The following is a 17,276-nucleotide window of genomic DNA, read 5'->3' on the forward strand; positions in this document are numbered from 1 at the left end:
TCTTGACGGCCCGAACCCAGCGATTGCGTGCACCGATAAATTTGCGCCTTAGCCATGGTGTAGAATTCGCCATCCTACTGGAGTAGCCCCCTGAAAGTGGTCCACCAACTGGGATAGATTATCCCACAAACTGGAGGATCAGCGATGGCTGGAAAACGTGAGAAGCCAGAAGAGATCGTATCGAAGCTTCGTCAGGTTGAAGTCCTGCAAGGGCAAGGCGCGACGATTGCTGAGGCGGTGCGCCAGATCGGCGTGACGCAGCAGACGTTCTATCGGTGGCGGAAGCTTTATGGTGGGATGCAGCGGTCTCAGCTTGCCCGGCTGAAAGAGCTTGAGAAGGAGAACCAGCGGCTGCGGCGGGCGGTATCGGACCTGACGCTGGACAAGCTTATTCTGACCGAGGCTGCAAAGGGAAACTTCTGAGCCCTTCACGTCGCCGAAAGTGCATCGACCATGTGCGGCAGGAACTGGGCGTGTCTGAGCGCCGCGCCTGCCGCACACTTGGTCAGCACCGATCGACGCAGCGTAAGGTGCCCCAGGGCCGGGCTGATGAAGATCGCCTGACCGACGACATCATTGCGCTGGCTGACCAATACGGGCGCTATGGCTATCGCATGGTAACCGGCCTGCTGAACAACGCGGGCTGGGATGTGAACCACAAGCGGGTCGAGCGTATCTGGCGGCGTGAAGGGCTGAAAGTGCCACCGAAGCAGAAGAAGAAAGGGCGGCTTTGGCTGAACGACGGGTCATGCATGCGTCTGCGACCCGAACGGCCGAACCACGTCTGGTCCTATGACTTCGTGCAGGATCGCACCGCAGATGGGCGCGCTTACCGCACACTGAACATCATCGACGAATACACCAGGGAGGCTCTGATGATCCGCGTCGATCGCAAGCTCAACTCAACGGACGTGCTGGATGCGCTGACCGATCTGTTCATTCTGCGCGGCCCGCCGGAATACATCCGGTCCGACAACGTCCTATGTCGGGAAAATTTGGCTGCTTAGGTCAGCAGGTCATGGAGTATTCGGTTGCCCGGATGCTCTGTTATGGTTGCCCAGACGGTCTCCGCCGTCAAGAAGCGGTCTCTCCCATAGCAAACACAGGGTACGCGCGATGGCGGCCCTCACCGTCCTTAAGACGAGATCCAAAATCCCAAGCGGAAGACCTGAACATTGTCTACGAGGTCAGCGAACTGCCTCCACGGCTCTTATCAGACAAGGGTCCTTCCGCCTGGGCTCGCCCCTTCGAAGAAAGGACGATAAGGTTCGCCATGTTTGACCACGGCGTGTACGGTGCGCGCCATCTTGGCCGCGATGGCGGTGTAGGCCTTGCGGCGCAGATGGGCGTTGTGTCGATCCCGTGCGATGTAGCGCTCGAACTTGTCGCGAAAGCTGTTGGTGCGTTTGAGAACGGCAACCTGTCCGGCGATCCACAAGGTTCGGCGCAGCCGGGCATTGCCGTACTTCGAGATCCGGCTCTGGCCGCGGAACATGCCGGACTGCACGGTGGCGAGGTCCATGCCACAGAACTTGAGGAACTGCCGGTGATGCCGGAAGCGACGCAAGTCACCGGCTTCGGCGAGAATGGTCAGGGCGTTGATCGGCCCGATCCCTGGGATGGTGGTCAGCAGCCGGTAATCCGGATGGTTGGATAAAAGCTCGACGGCCCGCGCCTCGATCTCGTCGCGCTGTCGGATCAAGCTGCGGCCTTCGGCCAGCACGAGGCGGAACATGCGAACGGCGTCGGAATCTGGGTGAACTGGCAACCCCACAGACCCAATCGCCGTCGCGTAAATATCGGAAAGCAGGCGTTCTTTGGAGACCTTGCGGCCGACCACCTGCCAGGCATCAGCAACGAAGGCTTCGCGGCTCATGGCTGAGATCATGTGTGGCGTCGGGTACTTCTCAAGGAACGCCAGGAACCAGTCGGTTCGCGAGCTGCGATGGAATCTTTCCGCCTCGGGAAAGTAGAGCGGAAGGTAATGCGTCAGGATGCGATGCCACAGTTCGGTCTTCGAACGCGAGACGATCTCGTGCGTCTTCGAAAGCTCCTGAATGTCGGCGGTGCCGGTGACCAACGGGTCGTGGAAGAACTGCACGGCGCCGATCTCCAACATGTGCAGGATGACTTGGGCGTCCTTCGGATCGTTCTTGTCCCAGCTGTTGTGCAGGGCCTCGCGGGTCCGGGCCAGTCCGACGGAGGACACGAGCTTCAGCTCGAACCCGGCTTGGCCAAGGTGATGCGCCAAGGGCCGATGATAATTGCCCGTCGCCTCGAATCCGATCCTCACCGGCAGATCGTAGCTGGAAAGAATCCCGCTCAGACGCTCGAAGTCCTCCAACGTGTTCATGATTGTCATTCGACGGCGGCGTTTCTTGCCGGGAACACCGATCAATACCTCATGACGGTGCTTGGAAATGTCGATGGCGACCTGCAAGGTCGAGCTGGTAGAATTGGTGGCGGTCATAGCCGGTCTCCTCAGCGGTGTGGTTTACGCAAAACCACTGTTGAGACCTGAGACCCGGTTATGGCCACCCGCTGCGCTATTTGACGGCTCCGCGTGTGGCCATAACCTCTCAGCAGCTCTTCTTCCCGACGTGCTATGGGCCGGAATTTATTGCTCAGAAGGTGCGGGACTGGATCACCGCCGTCGGCGCCAAGACAGCTTACATCGAGCCAGGATCACCCTGGGAGAATGGATACTGCGAAAGCTTCAATGCCCGGTTCCGGGATGAACTGCTGAATGGCGAGCTGTTCTACACCTTGCGCGAAGCCCAAATCCTGATCGAACAATGGCGCGTCCACTATAATACCGTCAGGCCGCACAGCGCATTGGGCTACCGCCCGCCTGCGCCCGAAAGCATCGTGCCGATGGACCAGAGGCCGACGATGCACTAACAATCAAACCGGACCACCCGATGGGGGCACGCCAGGAGGAGTATGTTTAGTCAGTTTTTTTTCAGCCCAGCTTGCTCCAGACCGGAAACAATTTCTTCGATGATCTCGGACTCCACGTTGTGGAGTTCGAAAGCGGCCTTTGGATCCTCGGCAAGCAGCGGCCAGCGTTCCGCCATCCTGTCCAGGTTCTTCCGGGCCGCGGTTTCGTTGCCGAGGGCGCCGTGGGCGATTGCGAGCAGTGCGTAGCTGACACTCGATCCATCGGCGACGGAATGGTTTGCGGCCTCAAGCATGTCCTCCCAATCCCCCCTCATCATGTGGTTCATCGCAATGATGTGGTAGTAGAAGGGCACAGGCTGGACCGAGCGCGCGATGGCGCGCTCCATAAGGGGCACGGCTTCCTCGAAACGGTTGCGCGTGCCCAGTCTGTAGGCAAGGTTTGCGAGCGCGTCCGGGTCGTTAGGGTTCGCCTCGACCGCCTGCTGTGCATAGTCGATCGAACTATCGAAATCCCCTTCGTAGTACTCAATGTGGGAAAGTGCTCGGAGGGCATCAATATCCTTCGGAGCGAGAGAGAGGGCACGCATGGCGGCCTCGCGTGCCGGAACGAATTTCTCACCCTCAGCCAGCGTATCGTCGTAACCGAAGCGGGCCGCATCCATGCGCAGGTAGGCGAGCACCGCCCAGGCGCGGGCGTAGTCGGGGTCCTCGCGTACGGCGTTTTCGAGGCAATCGCGTGCGGCCTGGTATTCTTCGGTGCGAATGGTCCGCCGGTAGATCTGTGCGCGAGCGACACAGGCATAGGCATCCAGGCTCGATGTCGCGCTATGGGAGAGTGCAAGCGTTCGGGCCTCATTCAATGGCCGGCCATAAGATTGCCCAACCACGGTGGCGATCTGCGAAGAGATTTCATCTTGTATTTCGGTGATGCTCCGGTTTTCCGGCCCCTCCGAGTAGCGTTCGCTCCATAAGACCTTCTGATCCTCGTTGCGCTTAAGCGTGGTACTGACCAGCAATGTATCGTCCTGCTGCCAGACGGTCCCTGTCACGACGAATTGCGTATTCGGACGCGACCGTGCCGCCTGGGGCTGGCTGGGCCCGGTGGGCTCCAGATAAACGCTCAGGTCCGGAAACTTCAGAAGGGCCGCCGCTATTTCCTGCGCAAGGCCTGCGGCAAGAAGCGAGGTCAATTCATCTGTACCCCGGCTTTCGAAACCTTCAATCAGGATGCTGGCACCGGCAACAGGGATATCCGGGCCAGTAGTGGCCTTGTCCTCAGTTCTGTAAATCGCGCCTATCGCGACGGCAGCAAGTGCCAGAACGGCAACGGCAACCACGGCAAATCGGCGCCTCCGCGATGAAGTTGCGCCTTCTTGGGACAATTGTATATCTGCAACGCCCGCTTCCGGCTCGGGCGGAACGGCGGGTATTTCTTGGACAGATGGGCTATTCCCGGTTGGATCGGGCGCGGTCAGGGCTTCGAATTTCGGCACATATCGTCCCTTGGGGATGCTGATCCGGATCGGATCGCCGCGGCCGGCATCGGCGTAGTAGGTATCGAGATCGCGACGAAGCTTGCGGGCTTCGAGCCGGACTACCGGGTCCGATTGCTGGTCGAAATCCCCCCCCCGGTCGAATACTGCCATCGCGATTGTCGTGGCCTTGATGCCAGATGCTCGTCCAGCCAGAGCCTCTTCCACGACATAAGCAAGCATGTCGCGACGCCGACCGCTGGCCTGAAAGCCGGGAAATCCAAGGATCCGTTTCAGTTGCCGACGGACCTCTTCGTTGGTGATCGGCGTATGACTATAGGTTTCAGGGCGACGCGTCATTTGGGACTTTGTGATGTCGGTGGAGATCGAGAGGCAAGTTAGCAGCTAACTTTGGCAGGTCCCACCGCATTGAGCAAGCCGCTGACAAAAAGTGATAATTCATATGTTGCTACATGTTTCAACGTTCACGAGGGCGATCTTCCCTGCCTATCTGAACGAAGGAGCGCATCAATGGCAAAGACATATCTTGAAACACTGATCTGGCGATTTCCGCGGCTCGAAAAGGCTATTCGGACCTTGCACCGCGAAGACGCGGATTTTCGGTCGATTTGCGAGGAAATGGCGATAGCCGAGGCTGCGCGCGAACGGTGGAAAGACATGCCGAACCGGGCCGACGAATACCAGAAAATCTACGACAGGCTGCAGGATGAGTTCCTTGACTACCTCGGTAGAGAGACGCGTGCAGCCTTCGTGCAGTCGTTCAAGCAAAGGATAAAAGACGATGGCAGGAATACTTAGTGGAATCAGGGTGATCGAGGTAGCGTCAATGGCGGCAGCGCCCAACGCGACGGTGATCCTTGCCGATCTCGGCGCAGAGGTGATCAAGGTGGAACCGCTGAGCGGCGATCCTTGGCGTTACGGCCACATGACACCGGGCCTGCCGCCCAGCAAGATCCCGTGGACAACCTATATCCAGAACCGCACCAAGAAGTCCGTGGCGCTGAACCTGAAAAAGCCCGAGGCCCAGGCGGCGCTGAACAAGCTGGTTGAGAAGGCGGATGTATTCCTGACGAACTCGCCACGTCCGGTGCAGGAGTCGCTCAATCACACATACGAGGACATCAAAGCGGTCAATCCCAAGATTGTCTACGCCTCGATCAACGGGTTTGGACTGGAAGGGCCGGACAAGAACGCGCCCGGTTTCGACGCGACGGCCTGGTATGCGCGAACCGGCATCATGGAGGAGCTGCGCCCAAAAGACGGCGACCCCGTCGCTTTGCCCGTTGGTCTGGGGGATCTGGGCACCGCTGCGACGCTTGCCGGCGCGGTGTTGGGTGGCCTCTACCACCGCGAACGCACCGGCAACGGTTCGGAAGTGTTCACCTCACTGATGCAAAACGGCCTTTGGGCGAATGCCTGCATGATGCAATCTGCCCTCGTGGGCACGGACCCGATGCCGAAATTTCATCTGGATGAGTGGCCGAACCCGGTGCTTGGCGGACGGTTCAAGACCAAGGAAGGACGCTACGTCATCATCATGGAGATGAACCCGGACAACATCGCCAACCTGCGCGATGCTTTCGGAGCCGATCACCTGAAAGGCGATGAGCGTTTTGCAACCCCGCAATCCCGCCTCAAGAACGCCAAGGCGCTGTTCGACGAGATGCAGGCCATTGTCGGAACGCATGATCTGGAAACGGTCAAAGAGCGTCTCAGCAAATTCGGCGTGAATTTCTCGGTTGTGCAGACCACCGCCGAATGCACCCAAGACGAACATATGATCGCCAATGGCTGCTTCCCCGAGGTCGAAGGCGCCGATGGCATCCGCACCGTCGACAGCCCGATGCAAATCTTCAGCGAGGGCGTCGAAAAGGTGAAGCCGCAGAACCCGCCGGCCGTTGGCGAGCACACCGTTTCTGAGCTGATGGCGGTGGGCTTTACTGAGGACGAAATCAAGGCCTTGGCCGAGGCAAAAGCAGCCGGTCTGCCACGCTAAAAAGAGGCGACGCGCGACGAAGCCACGGCTTTGCGCGCGTCGTCACTCTCTGCCTACGCAGGTTTTGCTGAATAAGTGCCAGCAACGGAAACGTTATGAGAAAGGACGAGCCTCCTATGTCGGAAGCACATGATTTTTTTGAAGATTTTGAAATTTGCCAATCGTTTGAAACGGATGCCCGCACGATAACCGAAACCGATATCGTGTTTCACGCGATGCATTCGGGCGATTTCATGCCGCATCACGTGGATGCCGAGTTCTGCAAGACGCAGCCCTTCAAAAAACCCTTCGCCCACGGCAACATGACGTTTTCGATCAGCACCGGGCTCTGCATCCAGAAAACCGGGATCAACCCCAACGGCATGTCCTACGGCTATAACAAGATACGCTATCCCAACCTGGTGTTTGCCGGTGACACGATCCGCGTGCGCGTGACCGTCAAAACAAAGGAAGATCACCCGAAAAACCCGGAATACGGCCTCATCATCGAAGCCAAGGAAACGCTGAACCAGCGGGACGAGGTCGTCGTTTATGCCGAACACGTTCTCTACGTGAAAAAGAAAAACCCGTGAGCGCAAATCAAAACAGGAAAGACACCTTGACGCGATTGTCCGATACCAAGACGGCCTCCAAGGGCGACGCCTTTTACGGGATGAGCGTGCCGTGGCTGCTCGACCAATGGGTCGAGCGGCAACCGGACAAGACTTTCGTCGTCTGGGCGCCGTTCGATCAGCCCGAACGCCGCTGGACCTTTGCCGAGATGCAAAGGGAAGCCAAGCGGTTCGCCGCCGGTTTGCATGAACGTGGCGTCGGGGTTGGCGATTTTGTCCTGATGCATCACGACAACGCGCCCGAGTTCCTCGGCGCATGGCTGGGCTGCGCCTATGTCGGTGCGGTTCCTGTCACGACCAACACACGCTCGGTTGCCGAAAACGTCCATTATTTCGCCGAGTTGATGAAACCGGCCTGCGCGATCACGCAACCGTCCCTGGCCGCGCTTGTGCGCGAGGCGTGCGGACCGGACACCCCGATGATCGTGACCGGCGACCCGGCGTCAGACTTTGATGCAGATGCTCTGGGTGCGACGCCGTTGGCCGACGTGTTTTCGGATTCCCCGCTGCCCGAAGTGCCAAGCGATCACATGCGTAATTTCGCGGTGCAGTTTACATCGGGCACCACCTCGCGCCCGAAACCGACGGTCTGGACCCATGCAAACGCGCTTTGGGGTGGGCGCACGATTGCGATGAACCTGCGTCTGCAACGCGATGACGTTACGCTGCTCTACCTGCCGCTGTTTCATGCCAACGCGCAGGTGACATTCTTTTCGGCGCTGTGGGCAGGGAACACCGTTGTGGTTCACCCGCGTTTCTCGGCCTCGCGCTTCTGGGATACCTGCGCCGTGCATGGCGTGACATGGGTGTCGATGATCCCCTTTGCCTTCAAGGCTCTGAGCGGACGACCTGTGCCCGACCACAAGGTGCATACCCTGATCGGGCTGGCACGACTGCCCGAGGCAGAGGCCGAGTTCGGCGCGCGCACCATGGCGCTTTGGGGCATGACGGAAACTGGCACCGCCGCTATCATGACCGATGCCGACCACCCCGGACCGGCGGGCACCATGGGACGCCCGTTGCCGCAATACGACATCGAGATACGCAAGCCGGACGGGTCGATGGCCAGCCCGGGCGAAGAGGGCATTCTCTATGTGCGTGGCGAACCCGGCGTGTCGCTGTTCAAGGAATACTACCAGCAACCAGAAAAGACCGCCGAAGCGTATGACGAGACTGGCGCACTCGATACGGGCGACATCGTGCGCATGGACGAAAACGGGTGGTTGTTCTTCGTCAACCGCGACAAGGACATGCTGCGGGTCGGAGGGGAAAACGTCGCCGCACTGGAGATCGAGACCGTGATAGACGACACCGGCCTGGTGCTGGAATGTGCGGTTGTGGCCCAGAAACATTACATGCTGGGCGACGTCCCGGCGGCTTTTGTCAGCGTGAACGAGTCGGGCAAGGCCCTGGCCCCAGAGGACCTCAAGAACCGAATCCTCGCGCAATGCCGCAAAAGACTGGCCGATTTCAAAATCCCCCGGTCGGTGCATATCGTCGAAGATTTTCCAAGATCAACCTTGGACCGGATCGCGAAGAAAGACCTGCGCGTCCGGCTGCCCAAGATCGAGGCGGAGTAATGCTGGGCCCGCACGAACTGGTCATGGCGGCAACGCGGTCCACGAACCCGACAGACTGCACGAGGCGCCCATGCTGGTAAACATGGCACTCGCAATTGTCCTTATTGGACTTCCCGCAGCGGTGGGCGCCCACCTCGTCGCAAATCCGAACAACAAGCGCGATACGACTGCGGGTGCTACGCTTATCGGTTTCGCAGCGGTAGTGGCCACCGTGTTTGCGCTCATCAACCCCCAAGGCAAGCTCGTCAGTGGTGCCTTATGGCTGAAAATGCCGGGAGCATTCGTGGCTGGTGTCGTGATTGGAACGTTCACTGGCTGGCTAAAACGATCAAAAGGAAAGTAGAAATGGCTTGGACAGATATTTTCGTACTTCTCTTCGTGACCATCGGCCCGGTGCGGGCGTCGCTGGTCTATCTGGGGCTGACGAAGTCCGCCGATGCGGAGCTGAAGCGCGCCATTGCTTTTCGCACAGTGATCGTCTCCACGGTCATCTGCATCATATTTGCACTGGTCGGGGCTGCCATTCTCGGGGGTCTCAAGGTCAGCACGGAGGCGCTGCTGATCGCGGGAGGCATCATCCTTCTGCTCTTCGCGCTGAACCTGATCCTCGGTGAGGACAAGGATCAGGCGTCCGACGGTCCGCCGCCGGCCCCGTCGCTCGATGTGGCGACCTTTCCGCTTGCCGTGCCGCTCATGGCGTCGCCGCAGGGCCTTGTCGCCATCGTGGCCATCGAGGGGACGCTCGCGGGCACCGGGGACGGCGCGATCTTCCTGGTGATGATCCTGGCGGTGATGGCGATCAATCTCGGCTTTCTGCTGGCCGCCGACAAGATCTTCACCAAAATCCCGCCCGCCATTCTGAAGATCTTCTTGCGCATCGTCGGTCTGCTGCTCTGTGCGCTCGCGGTGCAGCTTATCATCTTCGGCTTTGATGGGCTTGGCCTGATCCCAAGCCCGGATGTCGAACTAAACGGCTAACGTTCAAATAAATCGCCACATTTGGAGGCTCAAAATGTCCGACTACAAGTACATGCTCACCGAACGCAAAGGCAGCGTCGGAATCGTCACCTTCAACCGTCCCGAGGCGCTGAACGCGCTGAACGAAGAGGTGGCCGAAGAAGTCACCGACGCGCTGCGGGCCTTTGATGCCGACCCAAGCATCGGTTGCATGGTGCTGGCGGGCGGTGACCGGGCGTTCTGCGCCGGGGCCGATCTGAAAGCGATCGTGGGTCAGGATTTCGAAAGCGCCTATCACACCGATCTGGGCGCCTACATGGATCAAGTCGCGCATCTGCGCAAACCCGTCATCGCGGCTGTGCGCGGCTTTGCCTTTGGCGGCGGCACCGAGATTTCGCTGATGTGCGACATCATCATCGCAGATACCACAGCCCTTTTCAGCCTGCCCGAGGTGACGCTGGGCGTGATCCCCGGTGCCGGTGGCCCGGCGCGGCTCACGCGTGCGGTGGGCAAGGCCAAGGCGATGTATTACGTGCTGAGCGGCCAGAACATCACCGCCGAAGAAGCCGAACAGATGGGCATGATCTCGAAAGTGGTCGAGGACAACACGCATCTGGACGAGGCGGTCAAGCTGGCCGAGGCCATCGCAAGAAATCCGCGTCTTGCGGTCATGGCGGGCAAGGAAGCGGTGAACGCACAGGCCGAGACCCCGCTGATCCCCGGGCTGAAGCTGGAACGCCGCCTGTTCCACGGGCTGTTCAGCACGCATGACCAGGAAGAGGGCATGACCGCCTTCGCCGAGAAGCGCAAACCGTCCTACAAGAATTACTGAGGATGGCGGGGCGCCGCGGATAACGGCGCCCCGCGCGACGACATTGGGAGAACGTTGATGGATAAAGTCATTGTCTCCAAGAAGAACGGTATCGTCCATGTCCACATCAATCGCCCGGACGTGATGAATGCCTGCGACGGTGACACTTATAACGCCATTGCCGACGCTTGGGACGCGCTTGAGACAGACCCGGAGCTTCGAGTCGGCATTCTCAGCGGCGAAGGGCGTTCGTTTTGTGTGGGCACCGACATCAAGTGGGTCAATTCGCCAGAATCCGACGGTTTCGTGGACCGTCTGTATCCGCGCCTTCTGACCCTCACCAAGCCGGTGATCGCGGCCATTCAGGGCCATTGCAATGGCGGCGGGCTGGAGCAGGCGCTGGGCGCAGACATCCGGGTTTGCACCGACACCGCTCAGTTCGGTTTTGGCGAGATCAAGCTGGGCTGGATCCCCGGAGGCCACGGCACCCAGAGGTTGCCAAGGACTATCCTGCTGGGGCCCGCGCTTGAGTTGCTTTTCACCGGCCGGCGCATTGATGCGGCGAACGCCTACCGCCTGGGGCTGGTCAATCATGTGGTCGACGCAGACGCACTGATGGCCAAAGCTGAAGAGATCGCGGGTGAGATCGTCAAAGCCGCACCGCTGGCCGTTCAAAAGATGAAGTCAGTGGTCATGCAGGGCCTCGACATGCCGCTGAACGAAGCGGTGAAGGTTGAGAAAGACGCCTTTGATTGGCTGCTGCAAACCGAGGACGCCAAGGAAGGCGGTCGCGCCTTCACCGAGAAACGTCCGCCGAATTGGAAGGCGCAATAGCCCAGTCTGTTCTGGGTTTGCCGGATGGTTTTGGTGGCACTGGAAAGGTCATTTGAGATGAAACTAGCCATCGGTATTCCAACCACCCTACCGGCAATGTTCGTGGCTGCGGCTTTACTTGCGACGATTGCGCCCATCGGGGGACTGGCGCAGGACGCGACGCAGCCGAATTGGACTGAATTTCGCGCAGACCCGTTGGACGGGCCAAGTTCAGCGGCATCCATCAACCGGCAAACCGCCGAGGAAAAACAGGATCTTCTGAACCAGAACCTGCTTGAAAACTGGGAGGCGTGGAAAGCCGGGGTAAAAGAGCGCACTGGCCTGAGTTTTGGGGCGGACTACACCGCCGTCGGGTTTGGTGCATCCAGCAGTCTCGGCGATGATACATCGGCAGGTGGCATTGCGCGGTTCTTCGGGTCGTGGTCACTGGCCAACCGCGACGGCCCCAACACCGGCAGCCTAGAATTCAAGTTCGAGCACCGCCATGCCTTCACGGATGTTGCACCGTTCGCGTTTGGTGCTCAACTCGGCTATGTCGGGACACCGCAACCGGTTTTCAACGACCAGGGCTGGCGAGGGACAACCCTTTACTGGAAGCAATATTTCGCAGACGGGCGCGGCGTGTTTCGCATCGGGTTTCTTGACGTGAAAGAGTATTTCAACGTCTATGCTCTGGCCAGCCCGTGGAATCATTTCAACAACCTGGCTTTCTCGATCGGGTCCAACACGATGGCCGTTTTGCCGGATGGCGCGCTTGGTGTCATGGTCGGCGGCTATGTGACCGACAACGTCTATGTCGTGGGCAACATCGTGGATGCCAGCGCCGATCCGACCGCGATGTTCGACGGTTTCAACACCTTCTTCGACGATTTCGACACGTTCAAGTCGCTCGAAGTCGGCTTTACCGAAGGCGGCCGTCGCTTGTTTCTCGACAATGCTCATATCGCGCTTTGGCATATGGACGACAGCGCCGCGACGGGTGCACCCGGGGGATGGGGCGTCAACGTCTCGGCTTCAAAGGTGTTCGATGATCGGTGGCTTGCCTTCCTGCGCGGTGCCTGGGCGCATGAAGGTGGCGGATTGTATGAAGCTTCGGTCAGCACCGGGTTTGGCTACAAACCAAATCCGGGCGGCAACCTATTGGGCGTCGGGGTGAACTGGGGACGACCGAACAGAAACACATTCGGAGCCGCCCTTGGCGATCAGTGGACCGGCGAAACATTTTACCGCATTCAATTGGCGGAAAACATGGAGATAACGCCAAACCTCCAGCTACTCGTCAACCCGGCCTTGAACCCGAGCAAAGATCTCATCGCGATTTTCGGATTGCGTGCGCGGATTACGTTCTAGGGTGGTTTTCAAAAGAACGGGGCGCAACGAATGACGTTGCGCCCCGCGACCGTTTTTTAGCCTGCGAAATGGTTCAGGCCGGAAGACCGCCTTTTTCCAGGCAATAGAGCGCTTCCATCAGGTAGAAGTCGCCCCAGATCAGCTCGTGCCGGTCGGCAACACCTTTGACGCCGTTCATGCAGCCATCAACCAGCATGCCCATCGGGCGATCATCTTGGCTGTTGAACGGGGTCATATGGCTGCACAGCTCCTCGAGCATCGGCTCGAGGCGGTCGACATAGGGCTTGACCTCGTCCGGCAGGGGATCGAGGACGGCCAGGCGTGACAAGGCCGAAACCACAATGGCCGAAGCCGACGTGTCGAGCGGCGCGTTGGGATCGGGATCGTCGAAATCCCATTTCGGAACCTTGGGGCCGACCTTGTCCCACCAATAGCCGAACAGTTTGTCGATCAGGCCCAGATAACGCGCCTTGCGCGTATGTTCATAGGCCCACATGCTGCCGGCGATCGCCCAGGACTGACCACGTGCCCAGCAGGAGTCGTCGGAATAGCCCAGCAGGGTCGGGACCATCATCATGAACTCGCCGGTGTCGTAGTTGATCATGACGTTTTCGTGGGTCGACCCGTCTTCGCGGATCAGGTATTTTTCCAGGATGTCGAACTGACGCTCGGCGCCCACCAGGAAGGTCTTGTCGCCGGTTTCTTTCCATGCCCACCAATCCAAGATCAGGGTCGGATGCACGTTGTCCACGCAGATTGTGTTGCGCGACAGGGCGTTCTTGACGACTTCGTCCACGAACTCCACCGCGCCCATGACCTGACATTCCTTGCCGACGGGCATGGCACCGTTGAAACGGTTCGCGCTCGAACGCATCGCCCAGGCTGCCGCCAAGGCAAGGGTCCGCATGTTCTGGTCGCCGGTGGTCTCGTAAAGGCGCGCCGCCGAATAGCAAAAGCGGTGGCCGCGGAACATATCGTCCAGTTCCAGCTTGTAACGGACTTTCTCGGTGCGGGCGAATGCTTCGTCGATCAGATCCTGACGTTCCATCAGTTCACCGGTCATGCGCAGCATGTCGATCCAGTGGCCATCGACCCAGTCGCCGGTTTCCACGGTGTTCCATTTGCCGGTATCAGGTTCGGCATTATGCGGCCACGCATCGCCAATCTGTTCGCGGGTTGAAAGGACGCGCTGACACAACAGGTCCAGCGCCTTGGCACGATCAGCCATGATCTTCTCCCTTACTTCAATGTCTCGAAAACCCGGTGTCTCCTTCCTGGGGTCCTCAACATTTAATCTATCCGCATACCCTCAGTAAAATTGGAAGTATTGGCGCCTTTATATAAACGGGACTGATAGCGGTCGCGCATTTAAAGTCACGCGGGGGAAATTTGTCATGCAAAATCAACATCGAGTTCAAAATGGGCTCGAAGCATTTATTGAAACAAGGGTTGGGCGGAAGGCTTGATTATCGGGCCAGTGCTACGGCGCCGGTTTCGACCAGTGCGGCGATTTCGGCGTCGCTGTATCCCAGCGCCATAAGCTGTTCGGCACTGTCCTGCCCGACGACCGGGGGCAGTTGCGGCGGAACGGTTTCCACGCCTTCGATATGAAGGGGGTTTGCGACCGTCCGAATACCATCCGTGCCTACAACTTCGGGAAAACAACCATTGGCAATCGCGTTTTCGTCCGAGACGACTTCGCTTGTTCTCTTGCAGAGGCCGAAATTCGTGCCTGCCGCCCGGAACCGCGCAACAACCTCGTCAGTGTCCAATTCACCGATCAGTTTCTGGATTTCGGCGATCAGCTCAGCATTGTACTTCATCCAAAGCTGCGGCGACGCGAAACGCGGATCCTCGGTCAGATGTCCAGCGTCCAGCGCCTTGGCCAGCTTGCTGAAATTGGCCGGGTTCAATTCGACAATGATCACATAGCGCCCATCACGCGTACGATAGAAAGCTCCTGCCAATGGGTTTGGCCACTCTTCAGCCTTGTATTTCTTCATGGGCGGCGCGTTGACCAGCGCCGGCTGAACCATGCTTGCGTTGCTCCAGATGCCGTTTTCCAGCAGGGACGTGGACACCTTGGTGCCTTCACCCGTCCGCTCGCGGTGGAACAATGCCGTTGCAATCGCGGCATAAAGCGACGTTGCCGTGTTCATGTCACCCAGTCCGACCGGTTGACGCGCTGGCTCGGAATCCTGCGGGCGGAATTCTTCCATCAGGCCGGTTTCGGCAAACCATGAGGTCATATCGAACCCGGGATTGTGCCGATCAGGCCCGTTGTAGCCGAACCCGTTTACCGACGCATAGATGATGCGCGGATTGATCGCCCGGATGTCTTCATAGGCATGGTTGAGCTCTTCGGCCACCCGGATGGGCGAGTTGGTCAGGAACACGTCGGCCGTTTCGACCATCTTGTTCAACACCTCTTGCGCCTCGGGCTTCTTCAGGTTCAGCGCGACCGACTTCTTGGTGCGGTTATGAATGAAGGTGGTATAGGGCGTTTCGCTTTTGGGCATCCCGGGCAGCAGGTGCCCATTGCGCCAAGGATCACCTGAGGGCGGCTCGATCTTGACCACCTCGGCGCCGAAATCGGCAAGAATGACGCCTGCCGACGGCCCCGCGGCCATGGCCGCGACCTCTACCACTTTGATGCCTTCCAGGATCTTGCGCATGGCCCATTTCACTCCGCACAGTCATACGTTTGCGAAAGTCTACGGCCTGGCAGTGAAATTAGTAAAATTGGTTGTCTTGCTGGGTATATATCAGTAGTACCGATGGTTGGGCGCCTGTCAGGCTCGGCCCTTTATCGCGGGTCGGGCGCAAATCTCTCGGAACAGATCCAGGAACCTCGTCAGAACCACGTCACCATTTCGGCTTTTGTGCCAGTAAGCGTTGTATTTGTGGTTCTCATAGTCAAACGGAAAAGGCAGCTTCTTCAAGGGCTCGGTCTTTGTCATCGTGTCCGCCACGCGTTCGGAGATTGTCGCAATCAACTGGGTTCCGATAAGGAGTTGCGGAAGGACGGAATGCGACCAGATCGTAACGTGGCGGTCACGCATAAATCCTTCGCGGCGCAGAACATCCTCGTCGTCCAGCGCAAGAGAGCTTTCGAAATACCGGATTACGATATGCTTGCGTGACAAATACTCCTCGCGCGTGATCGTGTCCCCGGCAGGCCCGTTTTCTGCGCAGGCAAGGCAGGCGATGCCGTCTTCGAACAGTGTTTCATTCGGTGGCACCCCCACGTTGTAGGCATGACCGGCCAACAACAGATCAATCTCGCCCAATGCCAGAAGCCGGTTCGAGTTCGACGTGATCGGAAACAATTCAAAACTGACATTGGGCATGATCTCGCCAAACTGGCGCACCGCTTCAGCCAACCCCACGGTGGCGGCATAGTGCGACGTGACGATCTTCAACTTGCGCTCTGTTGTTTCAGAAATCCCTTGCGGGCTTTTGGCGGTTAGCGCATGGGCCTGCCCGATAATCTCGGTCACGGGATTGATGAGCGTTTTGGCAAAGGGTGTCAAAACGAAATTCCGTCCGGACCTGACCAGAAGCGGATCATCGAAATACTCGCGCAACTGCGCCAGGTTCCAACTCACCGCCGATTGGCTCAGACACAGACGGTCCGCCACCCGCGACACGTTTTGATCACGCAACAGCGCTTCGAGACAGATCAATTGGTTAAGATCAAAACCGTTCAGTCGCATACATGGTAGGTCCCGTTTTTCCAGCGCCTTCCTGACACTAGCTCAAGTTGCCCGGTGCGGACCAGCTTTTAGAATAGCCCCATATTCGGACACCGGGCGCTGGCACAAGCCCCTGACGAGCCCGGCGTATGAGCGACATTGATATTGCAATGAAACAAGCTCAATTTTGCGGACAGGCGCACTGCGTTTACGCTTTATGATGACCCACCGTTAGCGCGCAGATTTCAACGTGCTGACAATCCACTATTTATTAGGTACCCCATGACGCTGAACATGTCTTTCAAGTCCAAGCTGGCTGACCCTTCGCGCCGCCTCACGGCTCATATGTGCGCGATTCCGTCCGCAATCATTCCACAAACCATGGCAAGCGCAGGCAGCGACGCCGTTGTGATCGATTTCGAACATGGGGCCATCGACATGGCATCGGCACATGCGATGATCGCGGCAACGGCAGGGACGGCCTGCGCCCCGTTGGTGCGCGTATCGCGCAATGATGCCACGCAGGTTAAAAGGGTTCTCGACCTCGGTGCGGAGGGCGTCGTCTTTCCCATGATCAACACTGCGGAAGAAGCTGAAATGGCCCGCAACTCGCTGGCCTATCCGCCCACTGGCATTCGGGGGTTTGGACCTTACATCGCGCATTCCCGCTGGGGCACCAGATTTGTCGACTATCCCGAAACGGCAGAGGCCGGTATCGTATGCTGCCTGCTCATTGAAACGCGTGAAGCTGTTGAGAACATTCGTGAAATATGCACCGTGCCGGGGATCGACGCGCTGATGATTGCGCCGTTTGATCTGTCGGTTGATTTGCATCTTCCCGGTCAATTCACCGCGCCGGAGTTCCAAGAGGCGGTTGCCACGGTGGAAGCCGCGGCAAATGACGCCGCCATTCCTTTGGGGTCGGTGGCAATGGACAAGGCTCAGGCAGACGCCCTTTTGGAACGGGGCTACCGCATCATCGCCGGGCTCGACATTCTTTGGCTCAAGCAAATGGCCGCCGTATCGCAGTCCTGGGTGAGCTGACTCA

At 58.7% G+C, this 17,276-nt stretch carries 15 protein-coding genes and 2 pseudogenes; 12 read left to right on the top strand and 5 right to left on the bottom strand.

Translation table 11 applies throughout. From position 1 onward, the window contains the following. Window positions 1–144 precede the first annotated feature (144 nt). Window positions 145–977: pseudogene (locus AVO45_RS19325) on the top strand (IS3 family transposase); the annotation flags it as partial. A gap of 236 nt (window positions 978–1,213) precedes the next feature. Here AVO45_RS19325 and AVO45_RS05335 read toward each other — a convergent pair. Continuing rightward, window positions 1,214–2,470 carry an IS110 family RNA-guided transposase gene (locus AVO45_RS05335; RefSeq protein ID WP_068344909.1) on the bottom strand — a complete coding sequence of 419 codons (1,257 nt, stop codon included), beginning with the start codon at window positions 2,468–2,470 and terminating at the stop codon, window positions 1,214–1,216. Window positions 2,471–2,607: 137 nt separating this feature from the next. Between AVO45_RS05335 and AVO45_RS05340 the strand changes: the two are divergent. Continuing rightward, window positions 2,608–2,901, top strand: a pseudogene (locus AVO45_RS05340) (integrase core domain-containing protein); the annotation flags it as partial. Window positions 2,902–2,951: 50 nt separating this feature from the next. Here AVO45_RS05340 and AVO45_RS05345 read toward each other — a convergent pair. Next, window positions 2,952–4,733, bottom strand: a complete 1,782-nt coding sequence (locus AVO45_RS05345; RefSeq protein WP_157770102.1) for a tetratricopeptide repeat protein — start codon at window positions 4,731–4,733, stop codon at window positions 2,952–2,954. Between the two features lie 171 nt (window positions 4,734–4,904). On the opposite strand from AVO45_RS05345, the gene AVO45_RS05350 reads away from it, so the two are divergent. From AVO45_RS05350 to AVO45_RS05390, 9 genes are all read left to right on the top strand, one after another. After that, window positions 4,905–5,192: a hypothetical protein gene (locus AVO45_RS05350; RefSeq protein WP_068344911.1), complete on the top strand. Its 288-nt coding sequence runs from the start codon at window positions 4,905–4,907 to the stop codon at window positions 5,190–5,192. Next, the gene (locus tag AVO45_RS05355) at window positions 5,176–6,390 is read left to right on the top strand and encodes a CaiB/BaiF CoA transferase family protein (protein ID WP_082688671.1); all 1,215 of its coding nucleotides are present in this window, start codon (window positions 5,176–5,178) and stop codon (window positions 6,388–6,390) included. Before AVO45_RS05350 ends, AVO45_RS05355 begins: the two co-directional genes overlap by 17 nt. A gap of 116 nt (window positions 6,391–6,506) precedes the next feature. After that, window positions 6,507–6,962 carry a MaoC/PaaZ C-terminal domain-containing protein gene (locus tag AVO45_RS05360; protein WP_068344913.1) on the top strand — a complete coding sequence of 152 codons (456 nt, stop codon included), beginning with the start codon at window positions 6,507–6,509 and terminating at the stop codon, window positions 6,960–6,962. A gap of 26 nt (window positions 6,963–6,988) precedes the next feature. Further along, on the top strand, window positions 6,989–8,581 hold the full coding sequence (locus tag AVO45_RS05365; protein WP_157770103.1) for an AMP-binding protein: 1,593 nt from the start codon (window positions 6,989–6,991) through the stop codon (window positions 8,579–8,581). A 70-nt stretch (window positions 8,582–8,651) separates the two neighbouring features. Next, window positions 8,652–8,924 (top strand): hypothetical protein, encoded by a 273-nt coding sequence (locus AVO45_RS19660; RefSeq protein ID WP_068344915.1) that lies wholly within the window; start codon window positions 8,652–8,654, stop codon window positions 8,922–8,924. Between the two features lie 2 nt (window positions 8,925–8,926). Then, entirely contained in the window at window positions 8,927–9,559 is a 633-nt protein-coding gene (locus tag AVO45_RS05375) for a MarC family protein (protein ID WP_068344916.1), read from the top strand. Window positions 9,560–9,593: 34 nt separating this feature from the next. Then, on the top strand, window positions 9,594–10,370 hold the full coding sequence (locus AVO45_RS05380) for an enoyl-CoA hydratase-related protein (RefSeq protein ID WP_068344917.1): 777 nt from the start codon (window positions 9,594–9,596) through the stop codon (window positions 10,368–10,370). A 57-nt stretch (window positions 10,371–10,427) separates the two neighbouring features. Then, window positions 10,428–11,183, top strand: a complete 756-nt coding sequence (locus AVO45_RS05385; RefSeq protein WP_068344918.1) for an enoyl-CoA hydratase/isomerase family protein — start codon at window positions 10,428–10,430, stop codon at window positions 11,181–11,183. Window positions 11,184–11,240: 57 nt separating this feature from the next. After that, window positions 11,241–12,533 carry a carbohydrate porin gene (locus tag AVO45_RS05390; protein WP_157770105.1) on the top strand — a complete coding sequence of 431 codons (1,293 nt, stop codon included), beginning with the start codon at window positions 11,241–11,243 and terminating at the stop codon, window positions 12,531–12,533. A 73-nt stretch (window positions 12,534–12,606) separates the two neighbouring features. Here the strand turns inward: AVO45_RS05390 and AVO45_RS05395 are convergent, their stop codons facing one another. The 3 genes from AVO45_RS05395 to AVO45_RS05405 all read right to left on the bottom strand — a co-directional run bounded on the left by AVO45_RS05395 (window position 12,607) and on the right by AVO45_RS05405 (window position 16,249). Next, window positions 12,607–13,761, bottom strand: coding sequence for a glycoside hydrolase family protein (locus AVO45_RS05395; RefSeq protein ID WP_068344920.1), 1,155 nt, complete (start codon window positions 13,759–13,761; stop codon window positions 12,607–12,609). A 238-nt stretch (window positions 13,762–13,999) separates the two neighbouring features. After that, window positions 14,000–15,208: a CaiB/BaiF CoA transferase family protein gene (locus AVO45_RS05400; protein WP_068344921.1), complete on the bottom strand. Its 1,209-nt coding sequence runs from the start codon at window positions 15,206–15,208 to the stop codon at window positions 14,000–14,002. 117 nt (window positions 15,209–15,325) lie between these two features. After that, a complete protein-coding gene (locus AVO45_RS05405; RefSeq protein WP_068344922.1) occupies window positions 15,326–16,249 on the bottom strand; it encodes a LysR family transcriptional regulator in 924 nt (307 codons plus the stop codon). 261 nt (window positions 16,250–16,510) lie between these two features. Here AVO45_RS05405 and AVO45_RS05410 point away from each other — a divergent pair, with 261 nt between their 5' ends. Further along, on the top strand, window positions 16,511–17,272 hold the full coding sequence (locus AVO45_RS05410; RefSeq protein ID WP_068344923.1) for an HpcH/HpaI aldolase family protein: 762 nt from the start codon (window positions 16,511–16,513) through the stop codon (window positions 17,270–17,272). Window positions 17,273–17,276: the final 4 nt, after the last annotated feature.

This window comes from Ruegeria marisrubri (genome assembly GCF_001507595.1).
Lineage (GTDB): Bacteria > Pseudomonadota > Alphaproteobacteria > Rhodobacterales > Rhodobacteraceae > Ruegeria > Ruegeria marisrubri.

What these genes read in the sequence shown, in the direction of transcription:
- AVO45_RS05390 (WP_157770105.1), top strand. Translation starts at nt 11,241, where the DNA reads ATGAAACTAGCCATCGGTATTCCAACCACCCTACCGGCAATGTTCGTG.
- AVO45_RS05380 (WP_068344917.1), top strand. Translation starts at nt 9,594, where the DNA reads ATGTCCGACTACAAGTACATGCTCACCGAACGCAAAGGCAGCGTCGGA.
- AVO45_RS05360 (WP_068344913.1), top strand. Translation starts at nt 6,507, where the DNA reads ATGTCGGAAGCACATGATTTTTTTGAAGATTTTGAAATTTGCCAATCG.
- AVO45_RS05350 (WP_068344911.1), top strand. Translation starts at nt 4,905, where the DNA reads ATGGCAAAGACATATCTTGAAACACTGATCTGGCGATTTCCGCGGCTC.
- AVO45_RS05395 (WP_068344920.1), bottom strand. Translation starts at nt 13,761, where the DNA reads ATGGCTGATCGTGCCAAGGCGCTGGACCTGTTGTGTCAGCGCGTCCTT.
- AVO45_RS05410 (WP_068344923.1), top strand. Translation starts at nt 16,511, where the DNA reads ATGACGCTGAACATGTCTTTCAAGTCCAAGCTGGCTGACCCTTCGCGC.
- AVO45_RS05355 (WP_082688671.1), top strand. Translation starts at nt 5,176, where the DNA reads ATGGCAGGAATACTTAGTGGAATCAGGGTGATCGAGGTAGCGTCAATG.
- AVO45_RS05335 (WP_068344909.1), bottom strand. Translation starts at nt 2,470, where the DNA reads ATGACCGCCACCAATTCTACCAGCTCGACCTTGCAGGTCGCCATCGAC.
- AVO45_RS19660 (WP_068344915.1), top strand. Translation starts at nt 8,652, where the DNA reads ATGCTGGTAAACATGGCACTCGCAATTGTCCTTATTGGACTTCCCGCA.
- AVO45_RS05385 (WP_068344918.1), top strand. Translation starts at nt 10,428, where the DNA reads ATGGATAAAGTCATTGTCTCCAAGAAGAACGGTATCGTCCATGTCCAC.
- AVO45_RS05405 (WP_068344922.1), bottom strand. Translation starts at nt 16,249, where the DNA reads ATGCGACTGAACGGTTTTGATCTTAACCAATTGATCTGTCTCGAAGCG.
- AVO45_RS05345 (WP_157770102.1), bottom strand. Translation starts at nt 4,733, where the DNA reads ATGACGCGTCGCCCTGAAACCTATAGTCATACGCCGATCACCAACGAA.
- AVO45_RS05400 (WP_068344921.1), bottom strand. Translation starts at nt 15,208, where the DNA reads ATGCGCAAGATCCTGGAAGGCATCAAAGTGGTAGAGGTCGCGGCCATG.
- AVO45_RS05375 (WP_068344916.1), top strand. Translation starts at nt 8,927, where the DNA reads ATGGCTTGGACAGATATTTTCGTACTTCTCTTCGTGACCATCGGCCCG.